Below are 14,008 nucleotides of genomic sequence, written 5' to 3'. Positions count from 1 at the left end.
GATCAGCGGGTCGGACCGGACCGCGCAGCGGGTTGGGCGTGGTTCCAGCCGGTGAGTTCGGCGGGGCGGTTGGTGATGATGCCGTCGACGCCGTACTGCTCGTACGTGCGCCACTTCTCGGCCGTGTCCACGGTCCATACCCATGTCGCGATGCCCGCCCGGTGCAGGTCGGCGACGATGCCGGGCCGGGTTTCGAGCGCGGAGCCGCTGGGGTTGTAGGAGGCGAGGTGGAGTTCCTCGGAGACGGCCACGGGGTCGGCGTCCAGGGTGCTGCGGAGGAGGGCGAGGGGCAGCTCGGGTGCCACCTCGTGGACCCAGCGCAGATGCTGGGGGTCGAAGCTCTGGACGACGACCCGGCCGGTCATCTGCTGTGCCTTGACGACGTCGACGACGGCCGTGACCTGCCGGCGGGTGTCGGCCCGTTTGATCTCGAGGAGCAGGTTCCCGCCGCGGGTCCGCAGGTCGGCCAGCTGTGCGGCGAGGGTGGGGACGCGGGCACCGGTGAAGACGGGGGCGAACCAGGACCCGGCATCCAGCCCGTCGAGTTGGGCGGACCTCAGGGCGGTGATGTCCCCGCTGCCGTTCGTGGTGCGGTCCACGGTCCTGTCGTGCATCAGGTAGGGCACGCCGTCCTGGCTCAACTGGACGTCGTTCTCGATGAAGTCGGCCCCGGAGCGCCGTGCGACCTCCTGGGCGACCATCGTGTTCTCCGGCGCGAGCGACGAAGCCCCGCGATGGGCGACGACCGTCATCGGCGCCCCTGCCGCCCGGAGGAACGGAGAGGTGGCCCCGGAGCGGTGGTCGGTCAGGTGCTGCCCGGAGGTGAGCAACCTCGGCGAGGGACGCGTACCGGTGGCGGTGGCACCGGTCAGGCAGAGCAGGGTCATGGCTGTGGCCGTGACCAGGACGATGCGGAGGCGGGCCGGAGGCATGCGGGGAGGCTAGTACGCCAGGCGGCCGCGCACGACCGCCACCATACCGAAGCGCACCCCCGGCCCACGCCATCGGCGTACGGCAACCGGCAACCGGCCCACCGGCCAGCAGGCCAACCGGCAACCGACCCACCGGCCCGTCGGCAACCCTCCCACCGGCCCACACCGCCGGAGGCGATCGTTTACGGACAGCCTTCAGCCGCCGCTCAGAGGCGAGCCCCATGCCGGATCGTGCCACGGTTTCCCGGTCAGGCCGGTGAGGAGTCGCTCAGCCGTGCTCAGGGCGAGGTCCTGCGTCACCCCTACCGCAGTCAGCGCGGCACTGAGCCGCCCTGACGCCCCCTCCGGCACGTCCAGGCCGTTCAGGAGGGGAAGAAGCAGCAGGAGGCGGGCGGAAGGATCGTCGACACCCTCGGCGTCCGGTGCCGGGCTGTCGGCGATCCGGACCAGTTCCGGCCAGGTCAGCTCGGCTCCCGGAAGCTCCCCTTCCCACGTGGCGGTCTGCTGGACGCAGTCCCCCACGGGACGGGTGAGCACGAAGTCGATGCCGTGGTCGCCGGGCAGGTTGCGGAAGACCACGACGACTCCGGAGCCGTCCGCGCCGGGCACCCGGAAGGCAGGCCGGCGTTCAGGATCGAAGAGGACCTCGGACAAGGCATCGACATCGGCGCCGTCCTCACCGAACCACTCCGGAACGGGACGCTCGGTGCCGGCTCCGCCGACGCAGATCTCCGACAGGTAGTTCGACCAGAAGCCCGGGCGGGCCAGCAGCGGCTCCCCGGCGTCCAACGGGCCGTGGTCGTATCCCTCGATCAGCACCCCGTAAGCCTGTCATCAGCCACTGACATGGCTCGTCCTGGGGTGGCACGGCTCTGCCGCGTGCTCAGCCTGTCGTGGTCAGACAGAAGGGATGGCCGGCCGGATCGATGAGGACGCGCCACCGCTCGTTCGGCTGGAACTCCGGCTTCGTCGCGCCGAGGTTCAGCAGGAGACGCTCTGCTTCGTCGAGATCATCGACGGTGAAGTCCAGATGGAACTGCTGGGGCACGTCGTGACCGGGCCAGACGGGCGCCCGGTATCCGTCGACCCGTTGGAATCCGATCAGCAGCCCGTCCGCCCCCGCGACACCGGCGAAGGCGTCGTCGGACTTCGGGTGAAGCTCGAGACCGGTGGCCTGCTGGTAGAAGGCGGCCAGGGCCCGGGGATCGGCACAGTCGAGCGTGACGGCCGACAGCTTCATCAGCGGAGGCATGGCAACAACTCCTTGGTGCGCTCGGACACCGCGGTCTCGAACCGGTCGGACGTCACAACGTAGTGATCAACTCCCCACATCGCTACCGGATTCACGACCAGGCTCACCCCCGCAGGACTTCTATCCTGCGGGAATGAACTCCCTGTCGGTGGACGAGATCCGAGCGCTGCACATGAAGCACGCGCCCAGCGCAGAAGCCTTCGAACTCGTCTTCACGCACTGCGAGATCGTCTGGAAGATCGCGCAGCAACTGCTCCCCGTTCCCGGCCTCGCCGTCGACATGGAACTGGTTCGTACGGGCAGCCTGCTCCACGACATCGGCGTCTATCGCCTGTACGACGCCGGGGGCCGGCTGGACAAGCGGAACTACGTGCGCCACGGACTGCTGGGACACGAGATCCTGGCGGGGGAGGGGCTGCCGGAGATCCTGTGTCGATTCTGCTCCTGCCACACCGGAGTCGGACTGACCCGCCACGACATTCGCGAGCAGGGCCTCCCGCTGCCGCCGGGCGACTACACGGCGGAGACTCCCGAGGAACGACTCGTGATGTACGCGGACAAGTTCCACAGCAAGACGACCCCGCCGACCTTCGTGCGCCCCCACACGTACACCGCCCACCTCTCCCGATACGGCGCGCACAAGGTCCAGGCCTTCGACGAACTGCGCGCCACCTTCGGCGACCCGCACCTCGGGCCGCTCTCGGATGCTCATCATCACGCCGTGATCTGATGGCTCCACCACCCGATTCGCTCATACGTACGAATATTCGTCTACGCTGGAACCATGACCGCACCACGACCGCAGATGCCCGGCCTCCAGGGCTCGCTCTTCGACCAGGGCGCCGACATCCGGCCCGGCCACCTGGACGGGGTCCGGCGGATCGCGCTCGACCGCGGGGCCTGGGTCGACCATCTGCCCGGGTGGTTCCACGGGGCCGACGCGCTCTTCGAGGAGCTGGCCGCAGGCGTCCCGTGGCAGGCCGAGGAGCGCACGATGTACGACAACGTGGTCGCCGTCCCCCGCCTCCTCGCGTACTACCGCGAGGGCGCTCCCCTCCCGCACCCCGCACTCCTCGACGCCCGTGAGGCACTGAGCGCCCACTACGCCGGCGAGCTCGGTGAACCCTTCGTCAGCGCCGGCCTCTGCCTGTACCGCGACGGCCGCGACAGCGTCGCCTGGCACGGCGATCGCACGGGACGCTCCGCCACGCACGACACCATGGTCGCGATCCTCTCCCTCGGAGACCCCCGCGACCTCGCTCTCCGCCCGCGCGGCGGCGGCCCCGTCGCGCTCAGGCTCCGCCTGGGGCACGGCGACCTCGTGGTCATGGGCGGCTCGTGCCAACGCACCTGGGAACACGCCATCCCCAAGACGAGCCGCGCCGTCGGGCCCCGTATCAGCGTCCAGTTCCGCCCCCGGGGTGTCGGCTGACCCGTGCGCGCAGCCCCCGGGCAGGCTTGTCACCGGCACCGCATACCATGACCGCTCATGAGCGCGAGCGAGGACCGAAGACCCCTGGTCGACGGGCGTTTCCACCTGATCTCCCGGCTGGGCAGCGGCGGCATGGGCACCGTCTGGCGAGCACGTGACATCGCCCTGGAGCGCGATGTCGCCCTCAAGGAGGTGCGGCCGCCCGACCCCGCCCTCGAGGACGCCAATCCCGGACTCGCCGCCCAGATGCGCGAACGGGCGGTCCGCGAGGCACGCGCCCTGGCGCGCCTCTCGAATCCGCACGTCGTGACGATCCACCACATCGTCGAACCCCAGGACGGCTCGCACCCCTGGATCGTCATGGAGCTCGTCGAGGGGCGCTCGGTGTACGAGCGTCTCGCCGAGGGCCCCATGTCCGTCGAGGAGGCCCTCACCCTCGGGCGGCAGGTCCTGTCCGCCCTGCGCGCCGCCCACTCCGCCGGCATCCAGCACCGCGACGTGAAACCCGCCAACGTGCTGCTCCGCCCCGACGGCAGCGCCGTCCTCACCGACTTCGGCATCGCCGTCATCAGCGAGGCGACGTCACGGCTCACCGCCACGGGCGACCTGATCGGTTCGCCCGAGTTCATCGCCCCCGAGCGGGTACGAGGCGAGGAGGGCAACCCGGCCTCCGACCTGTGGTCGCTCGGGATGCTCCTGTACGTCGCCGTGGAGGGCCACCACCCGCTGCGCCGGGCCACCAGCCTCGCGACCGTCGTCGCCGTACTCGACGATCCGATCCCGGCACCGGTGAGATCCGGCGCGCTGACTCCCGTACTCGCGCAACTCCTCGTACGCGACCCGGCGTCGAGGCCCGACGCGGCACGGCTGGAACAGCTGCTGGCCGATGCCGCGTCCGGACAGTCCGGTACGAGGGCCCCGGCGCAGGCGACCCCAGGTTCGTTCGGCTCGCCGTACTCCCACCCCGCGTACGCGCCGCAGCAGCAGCCGGCCGGGCAGCCGTGGCACACCCCCACCGTCCCCTCCCACGCACCGGCGCACGGGTCCCCGGCGGTCGGCGGCGGATTCGGTCCGCCCACGCTGCCCGTGCCGCCCTCCGCGTCTGCCCGCCCGCGCCGCCGGGCCGCGGTGCTCGCCGCCTCGCTCGCCGTCGCCGCCGTAGTGGTCGTCGTGGGCGTCGTGAAGCTGCTCCCCGACGGGGGCTCGGGATCCGGGGCCAAGGGGGGAACGACCCCGACGAACGCGGGCCGCACCCCGGGCCAGGAGACATCCGGCAGCGGTACGGGGAAGGGCGCCGGGAAGCAGTCCAGCACCGCGCCCGCGCCCACGCCCGGCGGCACCCTCCTCACGACGGCGAACGTCCGTACCGTCATCCAGGCGTTCCGCGAGGCCAGCGGTTCGACCACGATGAAGGAACTGACGATCTACGAGGGCTACGCCCGCGCCTCCATCCCGACCCGGCCCGGCGCGAAGACCTATGACGCGTACGAGTACCGCGACGGAATCGCCCGCAGGACCGGCCCGGGCGGAACCATCGACGCCGACGCGGCCGACGAGCAGCCGTTCGACGCCGCCGCCATGCCCTGGGACGACCTTCCCGCACTCATGAAGCGCGGAGAGAAGGAGTTGAAGGTCGAGCGCCCCACCATGCGCTACGTCATCGTCGACCGCTGGACCTTCAACGACGACCGCCCGACCCTGCGCTTCTACCTCATCAACGAGTACAGCGCGGTCGGCTACCTCGCCGTCGACAGCAACGGAAAGGTCGTGTCGACCTACCCCTCGTCGTGACCCCGCCGTGCGCCCAGGCCTCTGGGCTCAGACGATGCGGGCCCCCGTTCCGCTCACCCGTACCCGGGCGTCGCCTGCGCGCAGTTCGACCGTCAGCAGGCTCGGGCGTCCCATGTCGGCGCCCTGGTGGAGGGTGAGGACCGACGCGTCGGGGACCAGGCCGAGTTCGCGGGCGTAAGCCCCGAAGGCACCGGCCGCCGCACCCGTCGCCGGGTCCTCCACCACCCCGCCGACGGGGAACGGGTCGCGCACGTGGAAGACGGTCGCGGACTCGCGCCACACCAGCTGCACGGTGATCAGGTCGAGCCGGTGCATGAGCGCCTCGAGCCGGGGGAAGTCGTACGCGAGGTCCGCGAGGCGCTCCCGGGTCGCCGCACCGAGGACGAGATGACGGGCGCCCGCGAAGGCGATCCGCGGGGGCAGGGCGGTGTCGAGGTCGGCGGCGGGCCAGTCGAGGGCGGCGAGCGCCTCGGCGAGGTCGGCGTCGGAGACCCCCTCGACATACGGTTCGACGGTGGTGAGCGTGGCCCGCGTGACGCCGGCGTCCTCGGTCACGCTCACCGGCACGGTCCCCGCCCGCGTGGCGAACGCCAGGTCGCCGGAGCCGATCCGCTCACCGAGGGCGACCGCCGTCGCCACCGTGGCGTGGCCGCAGAACGGGACCTCCGCCTTGGGGCTGAAGTACCGGATCGTGAAGGCACGCCCACTCACGCCGCCGAGGTCCGCGGGCGGGGCGGTCAGGAACGCCGACTCGCTGTAGCCGAGGTCCGCGGCGATGGCGAGCATGGCGCTCTCGTCGAGTCCGGCCGCGTCCAGGACGACTCCGGCGGGGTTGCCGCCTTCGGGGTCGGTGGAGAAGGCTGTGTAGCGCAGGACTGCGGGCTGTGTCGTCATGATCGTCACAACTCCGCGACCCGGGGAACAGTTCCCGCGGGTCCGCGGGCGTTCGCCGCACGCGGTCTCATTGCCGGCCCCTGCCGCCTGCCCGCCTGCCCGCGCCCTGCTCGGCGGGAGCGGAGCATTCCCGCCGGGCAGAGTGCGGCGCCGGCCCGGAAGGGACGGCCCCGAGGTCAGGCCATCTGTGCCAACGCACCGAGCGCCGCCTGCTCGGCGGTCTCCCGGTCCTCGGCGACCAGTCCGATGCGCGTGCGGCGGTCGAGGAGGTCGGAGGCGTCCAGGGCGCCTTCGTGGCGGACCGCCCAGACCAGTTCGGCGCAGGTGACGGGGTGGCCCGGGACGACGGGCCGGGCGAGGTCCGGATTCGCGACGCCCAGGTCGTGCACGGCCGGTGCCTCGGTGCCGTAGCGGCGTACGAGGCGGGCGGGCACGTCGAGTTGGGCCAGGGTCCGCGCCCGGGCGGCGCCGACGAGCGGGGTGGAGGCGGTGCGGCAGGGGCCGGCGGTGAGACCGCGCGCGGCCACGGCGGCGTCGACGGCGTCCTGCGCCATGCGCCGGTATGTGGTGAGTTTGCCGCCGACCACCGTGACGACGCCGTCGGGCGAGGTGAGGACGGCGTGCTTACGGGAGATGTCGGCGGTGCGGTCCCCCTCCCCGCGGGTGTCGAGGAGCGGTCGCAGGCCGGCGAAGGCCCCGACCACGTCGGCGCGTCGGACGGTGACATCGAGGGCGGAGCCGAGGACGTCGAGGAGGAAGCCGATGTCGGTCTCGGGCACGTCGGGCACGTCGGGCACGTCGCCGTCGACGGGTTCGTCGGTGAGCCCGACGTACACCCGGCCGTCCTGCTGGGGGAGGACGAGGACGAAGCGGTTGGTCTCGCCCGGGATCGGGATGTGCAGACCGGCGGAGAGCCGGCCGCCGAGGTCCACGTCGCGCAGGACGAGGTGGGTGCCACGCGAGGGCCGCAGCCGTACGTCCTCCACGAGGCCGCCCGCCCACACCCCGGTCGCGTTGACGACGACGCGCGCGCGGATGCGCAGCTCCTGGCCGGTCGTCTCGTCCCGTACCCGCGCACCGTCGCCGGTGAGTTCGAGGGCGCGGGTGCGGGTGAGGACTCGGGCGCCGTGCGCGGCCGCCGTGCGGGCGATCGCGGTGACCAGCCGGGCGTCGTCGGTGAGCTGGCCGTCCCAGGAGAGCAGCCCGCCACGCAGCCCCGTGGGGCGCAGGGCAGGGGCGAGGTGGCGCGTCTCGACGGCGGAGAGGGTGCGGGGCGCGGGCAGCGTGGTGCGTGCCGTACGGGCGGAGACGCGCAGCAGATCGCCGGCGATGAACCCGGCGCGCGCGAGGGCGGCCTGGCCGCGGCTGACGAGCGGGGTGAGAGGCAGGACGAAGGGCTGGGCGCGGACCAGGTGGGGAGCGGTCCGCTCCATCAGGACGCCGCGTTCGACGGCGCTCTCGTGGGCGACGTCGAGCTGTCCACTGGCGAGGTAGCGCAGTCCGCCGTGGATCAGCTTGGAGCTCCAGCGGGACGTGCCGAACGCGAGGTCGTGGGCGTCGATCGCGGCGACGGAGAGCCCGCGCGTCGCCGCGTCGAGGGCGGCTCCCGCTCCGGTGGCGCCGAGTCCGACGACCAGGACGTCGACCTGGGTGCCGTCGGCGAGCTCGGCGAGCTCGCGGCTCCGGCGTTCCGCGTGGAGCGAGGAGGAGTTCACAGGGCTCTTGGGGCTCATGGGGTGAGGGTCCTCTCCAGCAGGGTGCGCAGCTCGTCCAGGAAGGCGGCTTCGCTCAGTTCGGGATCGGTCTCGTCGGTCATGGTGCGCAGCGAGAGCGTGAAGGACTGCACGACGAGCAGCAGGGACCTCGCCTGCAGGTCCGCGGGCGCGTGGCGTACGGACCCGTCCGTGTGGCCCTCGCCGAGCGCCGTGACGAGGAGGCGGAGGAAGGCCTCCTGGCTCGCGCCCCGGCGGTCGAGGATGTAGGGCAGCAGCAGCTCGGGGTCCACGTCGAGGATCTTGTGGAAGAGCGGGTGGGCGCGGAACGCGGCGGCACCCGCGACGAGCCCGTCCACGATCCGCGACCGCACGGGCCGGTCGTCGCCGCCGACCGGCATGGCCTCGGCGGCGACGGCGATCCACTCACGGGTCATCAGGTCGCCGACGAGGCTGCGGACATCGGGCCATCGTCGGTACAGCGTCATCCGCGACACGCCCGCGCGCCGGGCGACGTCGGTCAGGGTCGTGCGCCGTACGCCGACGGCGAGTACGCAGTCGCGTGCGGCGTCCAGCACGGGATCTGCGTCCGAGTGGTTGTGACGAATGGGCGTCATCTGTCACAGTGTAATGCCAGTACGGGCCGAGCGGCAGCACCGTCCGTGAATCAGACCGAGAGGAACGTCTCGAAATGGACATGTTGTGGAGCGGCTGGGGCGACCCGGCCAAGGCGGCCCCGCTGCCCGACGCGGTGACCGGCCTGCTGCGCGACCTGCTCGGCGTCACCCCCCGCCCCAGCGGCCCGTCGACCCTCGACGACATCGAGCCCCCCGCCCCGGCACTGACCGACCAGGCGCGCGACGCGCTGCGGGCCGCGCTCGCGGCCCCGGACGCCCTGCGTGACGACGCCGAGAGCCGTATCCGGCACACCCGCGGCAAGTCCACCCCCGACCTGCTCCGCATCCGGGCCGGCGAGGTCGACGACATCCCCGCCGCCGTCGTCCTCCCGGCCGACCACCACGAGGTCCTCGCCGTGCTGCGCGCCTGCGCCGCCCACGGCCTGTCCGCCGTCCCGTTCGGCGGCGGCACCTCCGTCGTCGGTGGCCTCACGCCCGAGACGAAGCGGTCGTTCGTCGCCCTCGACCTGCGCCGCCTCGACCAGCTGCTGGCCGTCGACGAAGTGTCCCGCACCGCGACACTCCAGCCCGGCCTTCGCGGGCCCCAGGTCGAGGCGCTGCTGAACGAGAAGGGCTGGACCCTCGGCCACTTCCCCCAGTCGTTCGAGTGGGCGTCCGTCGGCGGCTTCGCCGCGGCCCGCTCGAGCGGCCAGGCCTCCGCCGGGTACGGCCGCTTCGACGAGATGGTCCTCGCCCTCACCGTCGCCACCCCCGAGGGCACGCTGGAGACCGGGCGCGCCCCGCGCTCGGCCGCCGGCCCCGACCTGCGCCAGCTGATCCTCGGCTCCGAAGGGGCCCTCGGAGTCATCACGGCGGTGACCGTGCGGATCCGCCCCCTGCCGCAGAAGCGCGTCTACGAGGGCTGGCGCTTCGCCTCCTTCGAGGCCGGGACCGCCGCCCTGCGCCGACTCGCGCAGGACGGCCCGCGCCCCACCGTGCTGCGGCTGTCGGACGAGACCGAGACCTTCGTCGGACTCGCGCAGCCCGACGCGATCGGTGCCGCCGACACTCCGCCCAGCTCCGGCTGCATGGCGATCGCCGGCTACGAGGGCACCGAGGAGGAGACGTCGGTCCGGCGCGCCGCCGCCCGCGAGATCCTGCTCGCCTGCGGCGGAGAGTACGTCGGCGAGGAACCGGGCGACCGGTGGGAGCACGGCCGCTACAACGCGCCGTACCTGCGCGACGCCCTGCTCGACGCCGGCGCCTTCGCCGAGACGCTGGAGACCGCCGGCTTCTGGTCCACGCTGCCCGAGCTGTACGCGGGGGTGCGCGACGCGCTGACGAGCACCCTCACCGAGGCCGGCACTCCGCCGCTGGTCATGTGCCACATCTCGCACACGTACGAGAACGGTGCCTCGCTGTACTTCACCGTCGTCTCGGCGCAGGGCGAGGACGCGGTCGCCCACTGGGCCCCCGTGAAGCAGGCCGCCAACGACGCGATCCTGGCGGCGGGCGGCACCATCAGCCACCACCACGGCGTCGGCACCGACCATCGCGACTGGTACGCCCGCGAGATCGGCCCGCTGGGAGTGCGCATGCTCCAGGCGGTCAAGGCCGAGGTCGACCCGTCCGGCGTGCTCAGCCCCGGGGTACTCATCCCCGTCCGCTGACCGTCCGCCGGCCCGTCCCGCAGCCGCCGACCGCACCCTCCCGTCCGCTGACCCCTTCTCCCGTCCGGAGGCCTGATCCATGCGACAGTTCACCGCCGTCGTCAACCCCACCGCCGGGGGATCCAGCGGGACGGCGGCCCTGCTCCCGCTGGCCCGCCTGCTGCGGGAAGCGGGTGCGCGGCTCGACACCGTGTACAGCCGCAATCTGGAACACGCGCAGGAACTCGCCCGCAAGGCGGGAGCACAAGGGCACGTCGTGCTCGCGGTGGGCGGCGACGGGATGGCCGGCTGCGTCGGCGGCGCGCTCAGCGGTACGGACACGGTGTTCGGCCTGGTCCCCGCCGGCCGCGGCAACGACTTCGCCCGCGCACTGGAGCTGCCCACCGATGCCCCGGGGCTCGCGCGGGTGCTGCTCGACGGCGTGCCGCGCGCGGTCGACACGATCGAGGTGGAGTCCGCCGTGCACGAGCGGATCTCCGTCCTCGGCAGCGTGTACGCGGGCGTCGACGCGGTCGCCAACCGTCACGCCAACGCCTCTCGTCTGCTGCGCGGTGCCGCGTCGTACTACGCGGGCGGGCTGCGTGCCGTCCTCGCGTGGCGGACGGCCACGTACCGGATCACGATCGACGGGGTGCCGCACGAGCGCGACGGCTACACCGTGGTCGCGGCGAACTCCGGCTTCTACGGCTTCGGCAGAAACGTCGCGCCCGGCGCCAGCCTCGACGACGGGCTGCTGGACGTCGTGGTGATCGGGGACGCGCCCAAGCGCCACTTCTTCGCGACCATGAACGAGCTGAAGACGGGGGCGCACGTGAACCGCCCCCAGGTGGAGATCCTGCGCGGCAAGGAGATCCGCATCGAAGCGGACCGCCCGCTCCCGTACGGCGCCGACGGCGAGGTCGACGCCACTCTTCCGGTGACCGTGCGCGTGCAGCCGGGGGCGCTCAACGTCCTGGTCTGACCCGGCCAGGAGAGGGCGGCGCCCCACAGCCGCCCTCAGCACGACGATGGGCCACTCGCCTCGGCGCGGGTGGCCCATTGTCGTCACGTCAGGTGCGGACCCCGCGTCATACCGTCGTAAACCCGCAGGTTAGAGTCGTGAGCGGTCGCGCCGCCGCACCAGGGTGATGCGCGGGACCGGGCCGGCTGTCGATCACAGTGCCCCTCCGACATCCCCCACCGCTCCTGCCCCATCCGGCCCTCGGCCGCCTGCCAGAGAAACAGCGCACATGAGTACCGACGCCCCCCTGCGTCCCGAGCCCACCCGCACCACCCTCGAAACACCCGGACCCCGCCCGAGCCCGTGCCCCAGCCTCCGTGCCCGTCTCCGTTCCCGGCGGTGGGGCGGCCGCGCGCCTGCCAGGCCCACGCCCGTGGCCGCGTTCCACAGCGTGAGTGCCGCGACAGCCGTCCTGCTGACACTCGTCGCGATCGGCGCGGTCATCCACGAACCGGTACTGATACCCCCGCTGGCCGCCAGCGCCGCTCTGGTGCACGCAGCGCCCACACTGCCCCTCGCCCAGCCCCGCAGCGTCATCGTCGGCCACCTCCTCGGCGCCGCCATGGGCTACGCCGCCCTCGCCGTCGGGGGCAGCAACGCGTGGAGCGCTGCCGTCGCCGCCGGTCTCACCCTGGCCCTGACCACGTTCGCCCGTACTCCGCACGCTGCCGCATGCGCGACCGCCGTCGTCATCGTGCTGCAGACACCCACGCCCGCCCGATTCGTCCCGCTTCTCTTCGGCTCCACGGTCCTCCTCGTGCTGACGGGGTACGCCGGCTCCCGCATCCGCCGCACATCACCGAGGTACCCCGCCTACTGGTGGTGACCCACGCCCGTCGAGCCCCCCGGGGCTCGCGCGGATGTCCTCCGCACGGCCCCAGGACGGCGCGTCAGGCCCACGTCTGGGAGTAGTACTCCTGATAGTTGCGCCTGCCCTGCCTGGCTTCGATCCAGCGGCTGATCAACAGCAGGACGAGGCTTGCCGCGACGACGGCGAGGCCCGGTGCCACACCCCCGAGAGGCCCGAAGTCGTCCGCGATGCCGGAGACGATGCCCGGACCCGATCCGGCCCCGGTGCCGCCCGCGCCCGGCCCCGCGCCGGGCGGACCCGCCTGGGCGTCGGCCGATGAGCTGGGCCGGGGCGAGGGGGAGTCCGTGGTGGAGTCCCCGGAGGGGGTGCTGGGCGCCGGGGAGGAGGGGAGTGCGGGACTCTGCACCTGTCCCGGGTCCGTCCGGCCGACCAGCCTCACCCCGAGCGTCTGCATCGCCGTCACCGCCGGCTGGAAGTAGGTGATGCCGCCCCGAGCGCAGTTGCCGTTCCCGCCGGAGGTCACGCCCAGGGCGAGTCCCCGGACGAACAGGGGGCCGCCGCTGTCGCCGCGTTCGGCGCAGACCGTGGTCTCGATCAGCCCGGTGACGGTGCCTTCGGGGTAGTTGACGGTGGCGTCGAGAGCGGTGATCCGGCCCGTCCGCAAGCCGGTCGTGCTGCCGCTGCGGAAGACCTGCTGTCCGACGACCGGTTCGGCCGCACCGATGATCCGTACGCCACGCCTCCCGTCGAGCGTCACCACGTCGGCGTCGTCGAGCGAGGCGCCGTCCGCGTACCGGACGAGGGCGAAGTCGCCGCCCGGGAAGTCGGCCGTGACGGTGGTGCCGAGGGGGCTGGTGTCGTCCGGGTTCCGGAACCAGGTGGTGCCGGCGGGACCGCAGTGTCCGGCGGTCAGGATGTAGACGTCGCGGCCGTCGGTGACGTTGAAGCCGGCCGAGCACCGGCCGCCGTCCGTGAAGATGGGGGCCGCCCCGCTCACCCGGGTGGTGAACCTGCCTTCCGTACGTTCCATCCGGACGACGTCTCCGATGCCCCCGGCCACCCCGGACAGCCGTGACCAGTCGCCGGCGGAGACGGTGCTGTCGGCACGGACGACGATCCGGTTGGCGGAATAGTCCGTGACCCACGCGGTGCCGGGTACCCGAGGCTGGGCCGCGAGCGTCTCGCTCGCGGCGCGGAGGCGATCCTTGCTGTACGGGACCATCTTCGGTACGACGCCCGCCCGCCTCGCCTCCGCCGCCGCGCCGGGGTCGGTCACGCCGACGACCGCGCGGCCGTCCGCGCCCGTCCAACTGCCGGCGGTCCGGTTGTCGCCGAGCCGCGTGACGACATCCGCCGCCGCCCGCGTCTCGTCGCCGCCCGCCCTGAGCGTGCCGACCGTGCTGTTGCCGGCTCCTGACGGTTCGCCGGCCATGGCATGCGTGACCATCAACGATCCGCACACCAGCCCGCCTGCGGCGGCGAGCCGCACAAAGCGCCTCAAGCTCCGTCGCGCGTGCTTCATCCCGCGCCCCCTTGTCATGCCGCCGCGCCGCTTCCACCAGTACGGCCCCGCCGACCGGGACCCGCCTGTCTGTACGTGCCGGGCGCCGCGCACGTTCAGCGCGAGCGTCATCTGCCGTGCACGGCTGAGGACTTCACGGCGGTTTCGGTCAATCGGAGGTCGCGCGATGCCCTGCCCGCGGACAATGCGCTCGCCCTGCCTGCCGACCGGTACCTACGCTGAGCGCAGCGGGACCGCGCGGTCCCGCAGGCTGCGGGGCTGTGGCAGAGCGGCCCATTGCGATCGGCGGGGGCGATGCCCCGCTCACGCCGACTGAGGGGGACCTGGCGGGCATGCCGCTCCCCGTCCGCGGGTTCGAATCCCGCCGGCTCCGCA

13 protein-coding genes and 1 tRNA gene are annotated in these 14,008 nt (G+C 72.9%); 7 read left to right on the top strand and 7 right to left on the bottom strand.

Features of this window, described 5'->3' with window-relative positions; genetic code table 11:
• Nucleotides 1-2: 2 nt before the first annotated feature.
• From ACFY8U_RS09440 to ACFY8U_RS09430, 3 genes are all read right to left on the bottom strand, one after another.
• The gene (locus ACFY8U_RS09440) at nt 3-932 is read right to left on the bottom strand and encodes a glycerophosphodiester phosphodiesterase (RefSeq protein WP_389567810.1); all 930 of its coding nucleotides are present in this window, start codon (nt 930-932) and stop codon (nt 3-5) included.
• Between the two features lie 195 nt (nt 933-1,127).
• Nucleotides 1,128-1,751, bottom strand: coding sequence for a hypothetical protein (locus ACFY8U_RS09435; protein ID WP_389567807.1), 624 nt, complete (start codon nt 1,749-1,751; stop codon nt 1,128-1,130).
• A gap of 64 nt (nt 1,752-1,815) precedes the next feature.
• Nucleotides 1,816-2,184 carry a VOC family protein gene (locus ACFY8U_RS09430; protein ID WP_389567804.1) on the bottom strand — a complete coding sequence of 123 codons (369 nt, stop codon included), beginning with the start codon at nt 2,182-2,184 and terminating at the stop codon, nt 1,816-1,818.
• Between the two features lie 133 nt (nt 2,185-2,317).
• Here ACFY8U_RS09430 and ACFY8U_RS09425 point away from each other — a divergent pair, with 133 nt between their 5' ends.
• From ACFY8U_RS09425 to ACFY8U_RS09415, 3 genes are read left to right on the top strand one after another with little or no spacing between them, the layout of a single operon-like run.
• Nucleotides 2,318-2,914, top strand: coding sequence for an HD domain-containing protein (locus ACFY8U_RS09425; protein ID WP_389567801.1), 597 nt, complete (start codon nt 2,318-2,320; stop codon nt 2,912-2,914).
• A 54-nt stretch (nt 2,915-2,968) separates the two neighbouring features.
• Nucleotides 2,969-3,616 carry an alpha-ketoglutarate-dependent dioxygenase AlkB gene (locus tag ACFY8U_RS09420; RefSeq protein WP_389567798.1) on the top strand — a complete coding sequence of 216 codons (648 nt, stop codon included), beginning with the start codon at nt 2,969-2,971 and terminating at the stop codon, nt 3,614-3,616.
• Nucleotides 3,617-3,673: 57 nt separating this feature from the next.
• Nucleotides 3,674-5,407, top strand: coding sequence for a protein kinase (locus ACFY8U_RS09415; protein ID WP_389567795.1), 1,734 nt, complete (start codon nt 3,674-3,676; stop codon nt 5,405-5,407).
• Between the two features lie 27 nt (nt 5,408-5,434).
• Here ACFY8U_RS09415 and ACFY8U_RS09410 read toward each other — a convergent pair whose 3' ends face one another.
• From ACFY8U_RS09410 to ACFY8U_RS09400, 3 genes are all read right to left on the bottom strand, one after another.
• A complete protein-coding gene (locus ACFY8U_RS09410; RefSeq protein WP_389567793.1) occupies nt 5,435-6,301 on the bottom strand; it encodes a PhzF family phenazine biosynthesis protein in 867 nt (288 codons plus the stop codon).
• Between the two features lie 176 nt (nt 6,302-6,477).
• Entirely contained in the window at nt 6,478-8,034 is a 1,557-nt protein-coding gene (locus ACFY8U_RS09405) for a glycerol-3-phosphate dehydrogenase/oxidase (RefSeq protein WP_389567791.1), read from the bottom strand.
• Nucleotides 8,031-8,630 carry a TetR/AcrR family transcriptional regulator gene (locus ACFY8U_RS09400; protein ID WP_389567789.1) on the bottom strand — a complete coding sequence of 200 codons (600 nt, stop codon included), beginning with the start codon at nt 8,628-8,630 and terminating at the stop codon, nt 8,031-8,033. The genes ACFY8U_RS09405 and ACFY8U_RS09400 overlap by 4 nt, the downstream gene beginning before the upstream one ends.
• Before the next feature lie 74 nt (nt 8,631-8,704).
• Here ACFY8U_RS09400 and ACFY8U_RS09395 point away from each other — a divergent pair, with 74 nt between their 5' ends.
• From ACFY8U_RS09395 to ACFY8U_RS09385, 3 genes are all read left to right on the top strand, one after another.
• On the top strand, nt 8,705-10,300 hold the full coding sequence (locus ACFY8U_RS09395; RefSeq protein WP_389567786.1) for an FAD-binding oxidoreductase: 1,596 nt from the start codon (nt 8,705-8,707) through the stop codon (nt 10,298-10,300).
• A gap of 79 nt (nt 10,301-10,379) precedes the next feature.
• Nucleotides 10,380-11,261, top strand: coding sequence for a diacylglycerol/lipid kinase family protein (locus ACFY8U_RS09390; RefSeq protein ID WP_389567783.1), 882 nt, complete (start codon nt 10,380-10,382; stop codon nt 11,259-11,261).
• Between the two features lie 430 nt (nt 11,262-11,691).
• The gene (locus tag ACFY8U_RS09385; protein WP_389567781.1) at nt 11,692-12,126 is read left to right on the top strand and encodes an HPP family protein; all 435 of its coding nucleotides are present in this window, start codon (nt 11,692-11,694) and stop codon (nt 12,124-12,126) included.
• 64 nt (nt 12,127-12,190) lie between these two features.
• On the opposite strand, the gene ACFY8U_RS09380 is transcribed toward ACFY8U_RS09385, so the two are convergent.
• Complete coding sequence (locus tag ACFY8U_RS09380) at nt 12,191-13,633, bottom strand: S1 family peptidase (RefSeq protein ID WP_389567778.1); 1,443 nt, start codon at nt 13,631-13,633, stop codon at nt 12,191-12,193.
• 254 nt (nt 13,634-13,887) lie between these two features.
• Here ACFY8U_RS09380 and ACFY8U_RS09375 point away from each other — a divergent pair.
• A tRNA-Val gene (locus ACFY8U_RS09375) sits at nt 13,888-14,006 on the top strand.
• The last annotated feature ends 2 nt before the right edge of the window (nt 14,007-14,008 follow it).

It is taken from the genome of Streptomyces sp. NPDC012508 (assembly GCF_042902595.1).
Lineage (GTDB): Bacteria > Actinomycetota > Actinomycetes > Streptomycetales > Streptomycetaceae > Streptomyces.
The sequence above is the reverse complement of the archived record's forward strand: the minus strand, read 5'-3'. Positions and strand labels throughout refer to the sequence as shown.

Bases quoted from the DNA above. Each gene is read 5' to 3' on its own strand.
- ACFY8U_RS09440 (WP_389567810.1), bottom strand. From the start codon at position 932: ATGCCTCCGGCCCGCCTCCGCATCGTCCTGGTCACGGCCACAGCCATG.
- ACFY8U_RS09430 (WP_389567804.1), bottom strand. From the start codon at position 2,184: ATGCCTCCGCTGATGAAGCTGTCGGCCGTCACGCTCGACTGTGCCGAT.
- ACFY8U_RS09425 (WP_389567801.1), top strand. From the start codon at position 2,318: ATGAACTCCCTGTCGGTGGACGAGATCCGAGCGCTGCACATGAAGCAC.
- ACFY8U_RS09420 (WP_389567798.1), top strand. From the start codon at position 2,969: ATGACCGCACCACGACCGCAGATGCCCGGCCTCCAGGGCTCGCTCTTC.
- ACFY8U_RS09415 (WP_389567795.1), top strand. From the start codon at position 3,674: ATGAGCGCGAGCGAGGACCGAAGACCCCTGGTCGACGGGCGTTTCCAC.
- ACFY8U_RS09410 (WP_389567793.1), bottom strand. From the start codon at position 6,301: ATGACGACACAGCCCGCAGTCCTGCGCTACACAGCCTTCTCCACCGAC.
- ACFY8U_RS09405 (WP_389567791.1), bottom strand. From the start codon at position 8,034: ATGAGCCCCAAGAGCCCTGTGAACTCCTCCTCGCTCCACGCGGAACGC.
- ACFY8U_RS09400 (WP_389567789.1), bottom strand. From the start codon at position 8,630: ATGACGCCCATTCGTCACAACCACTCGGACGCAGATCCCGTGCTGGAC.
- ACFY8U_RS09395 (WP_389567786.1), top strand. From the start codon at position 8,705: ATGGACATGTTGTGGAGCGGCTGGGGCGACCCGGCCAAGGCGGCCCCG.
- ACFY8U_RS09390 (WP_389567783.1), top strand. From the start codon at position 10,380: ATGCGACAGTTCACCGCCGTCGTCAACCCCACCGCCGGGGGATCCAGC.
- ACFY8U_RS09380 (WP_389567778.1), bottom strand. From the start codon at position 13,633: ATGAAGCACGCGCGACGGAGCTTGAGGCGCTTTGTGCGGCTCGCCGCC.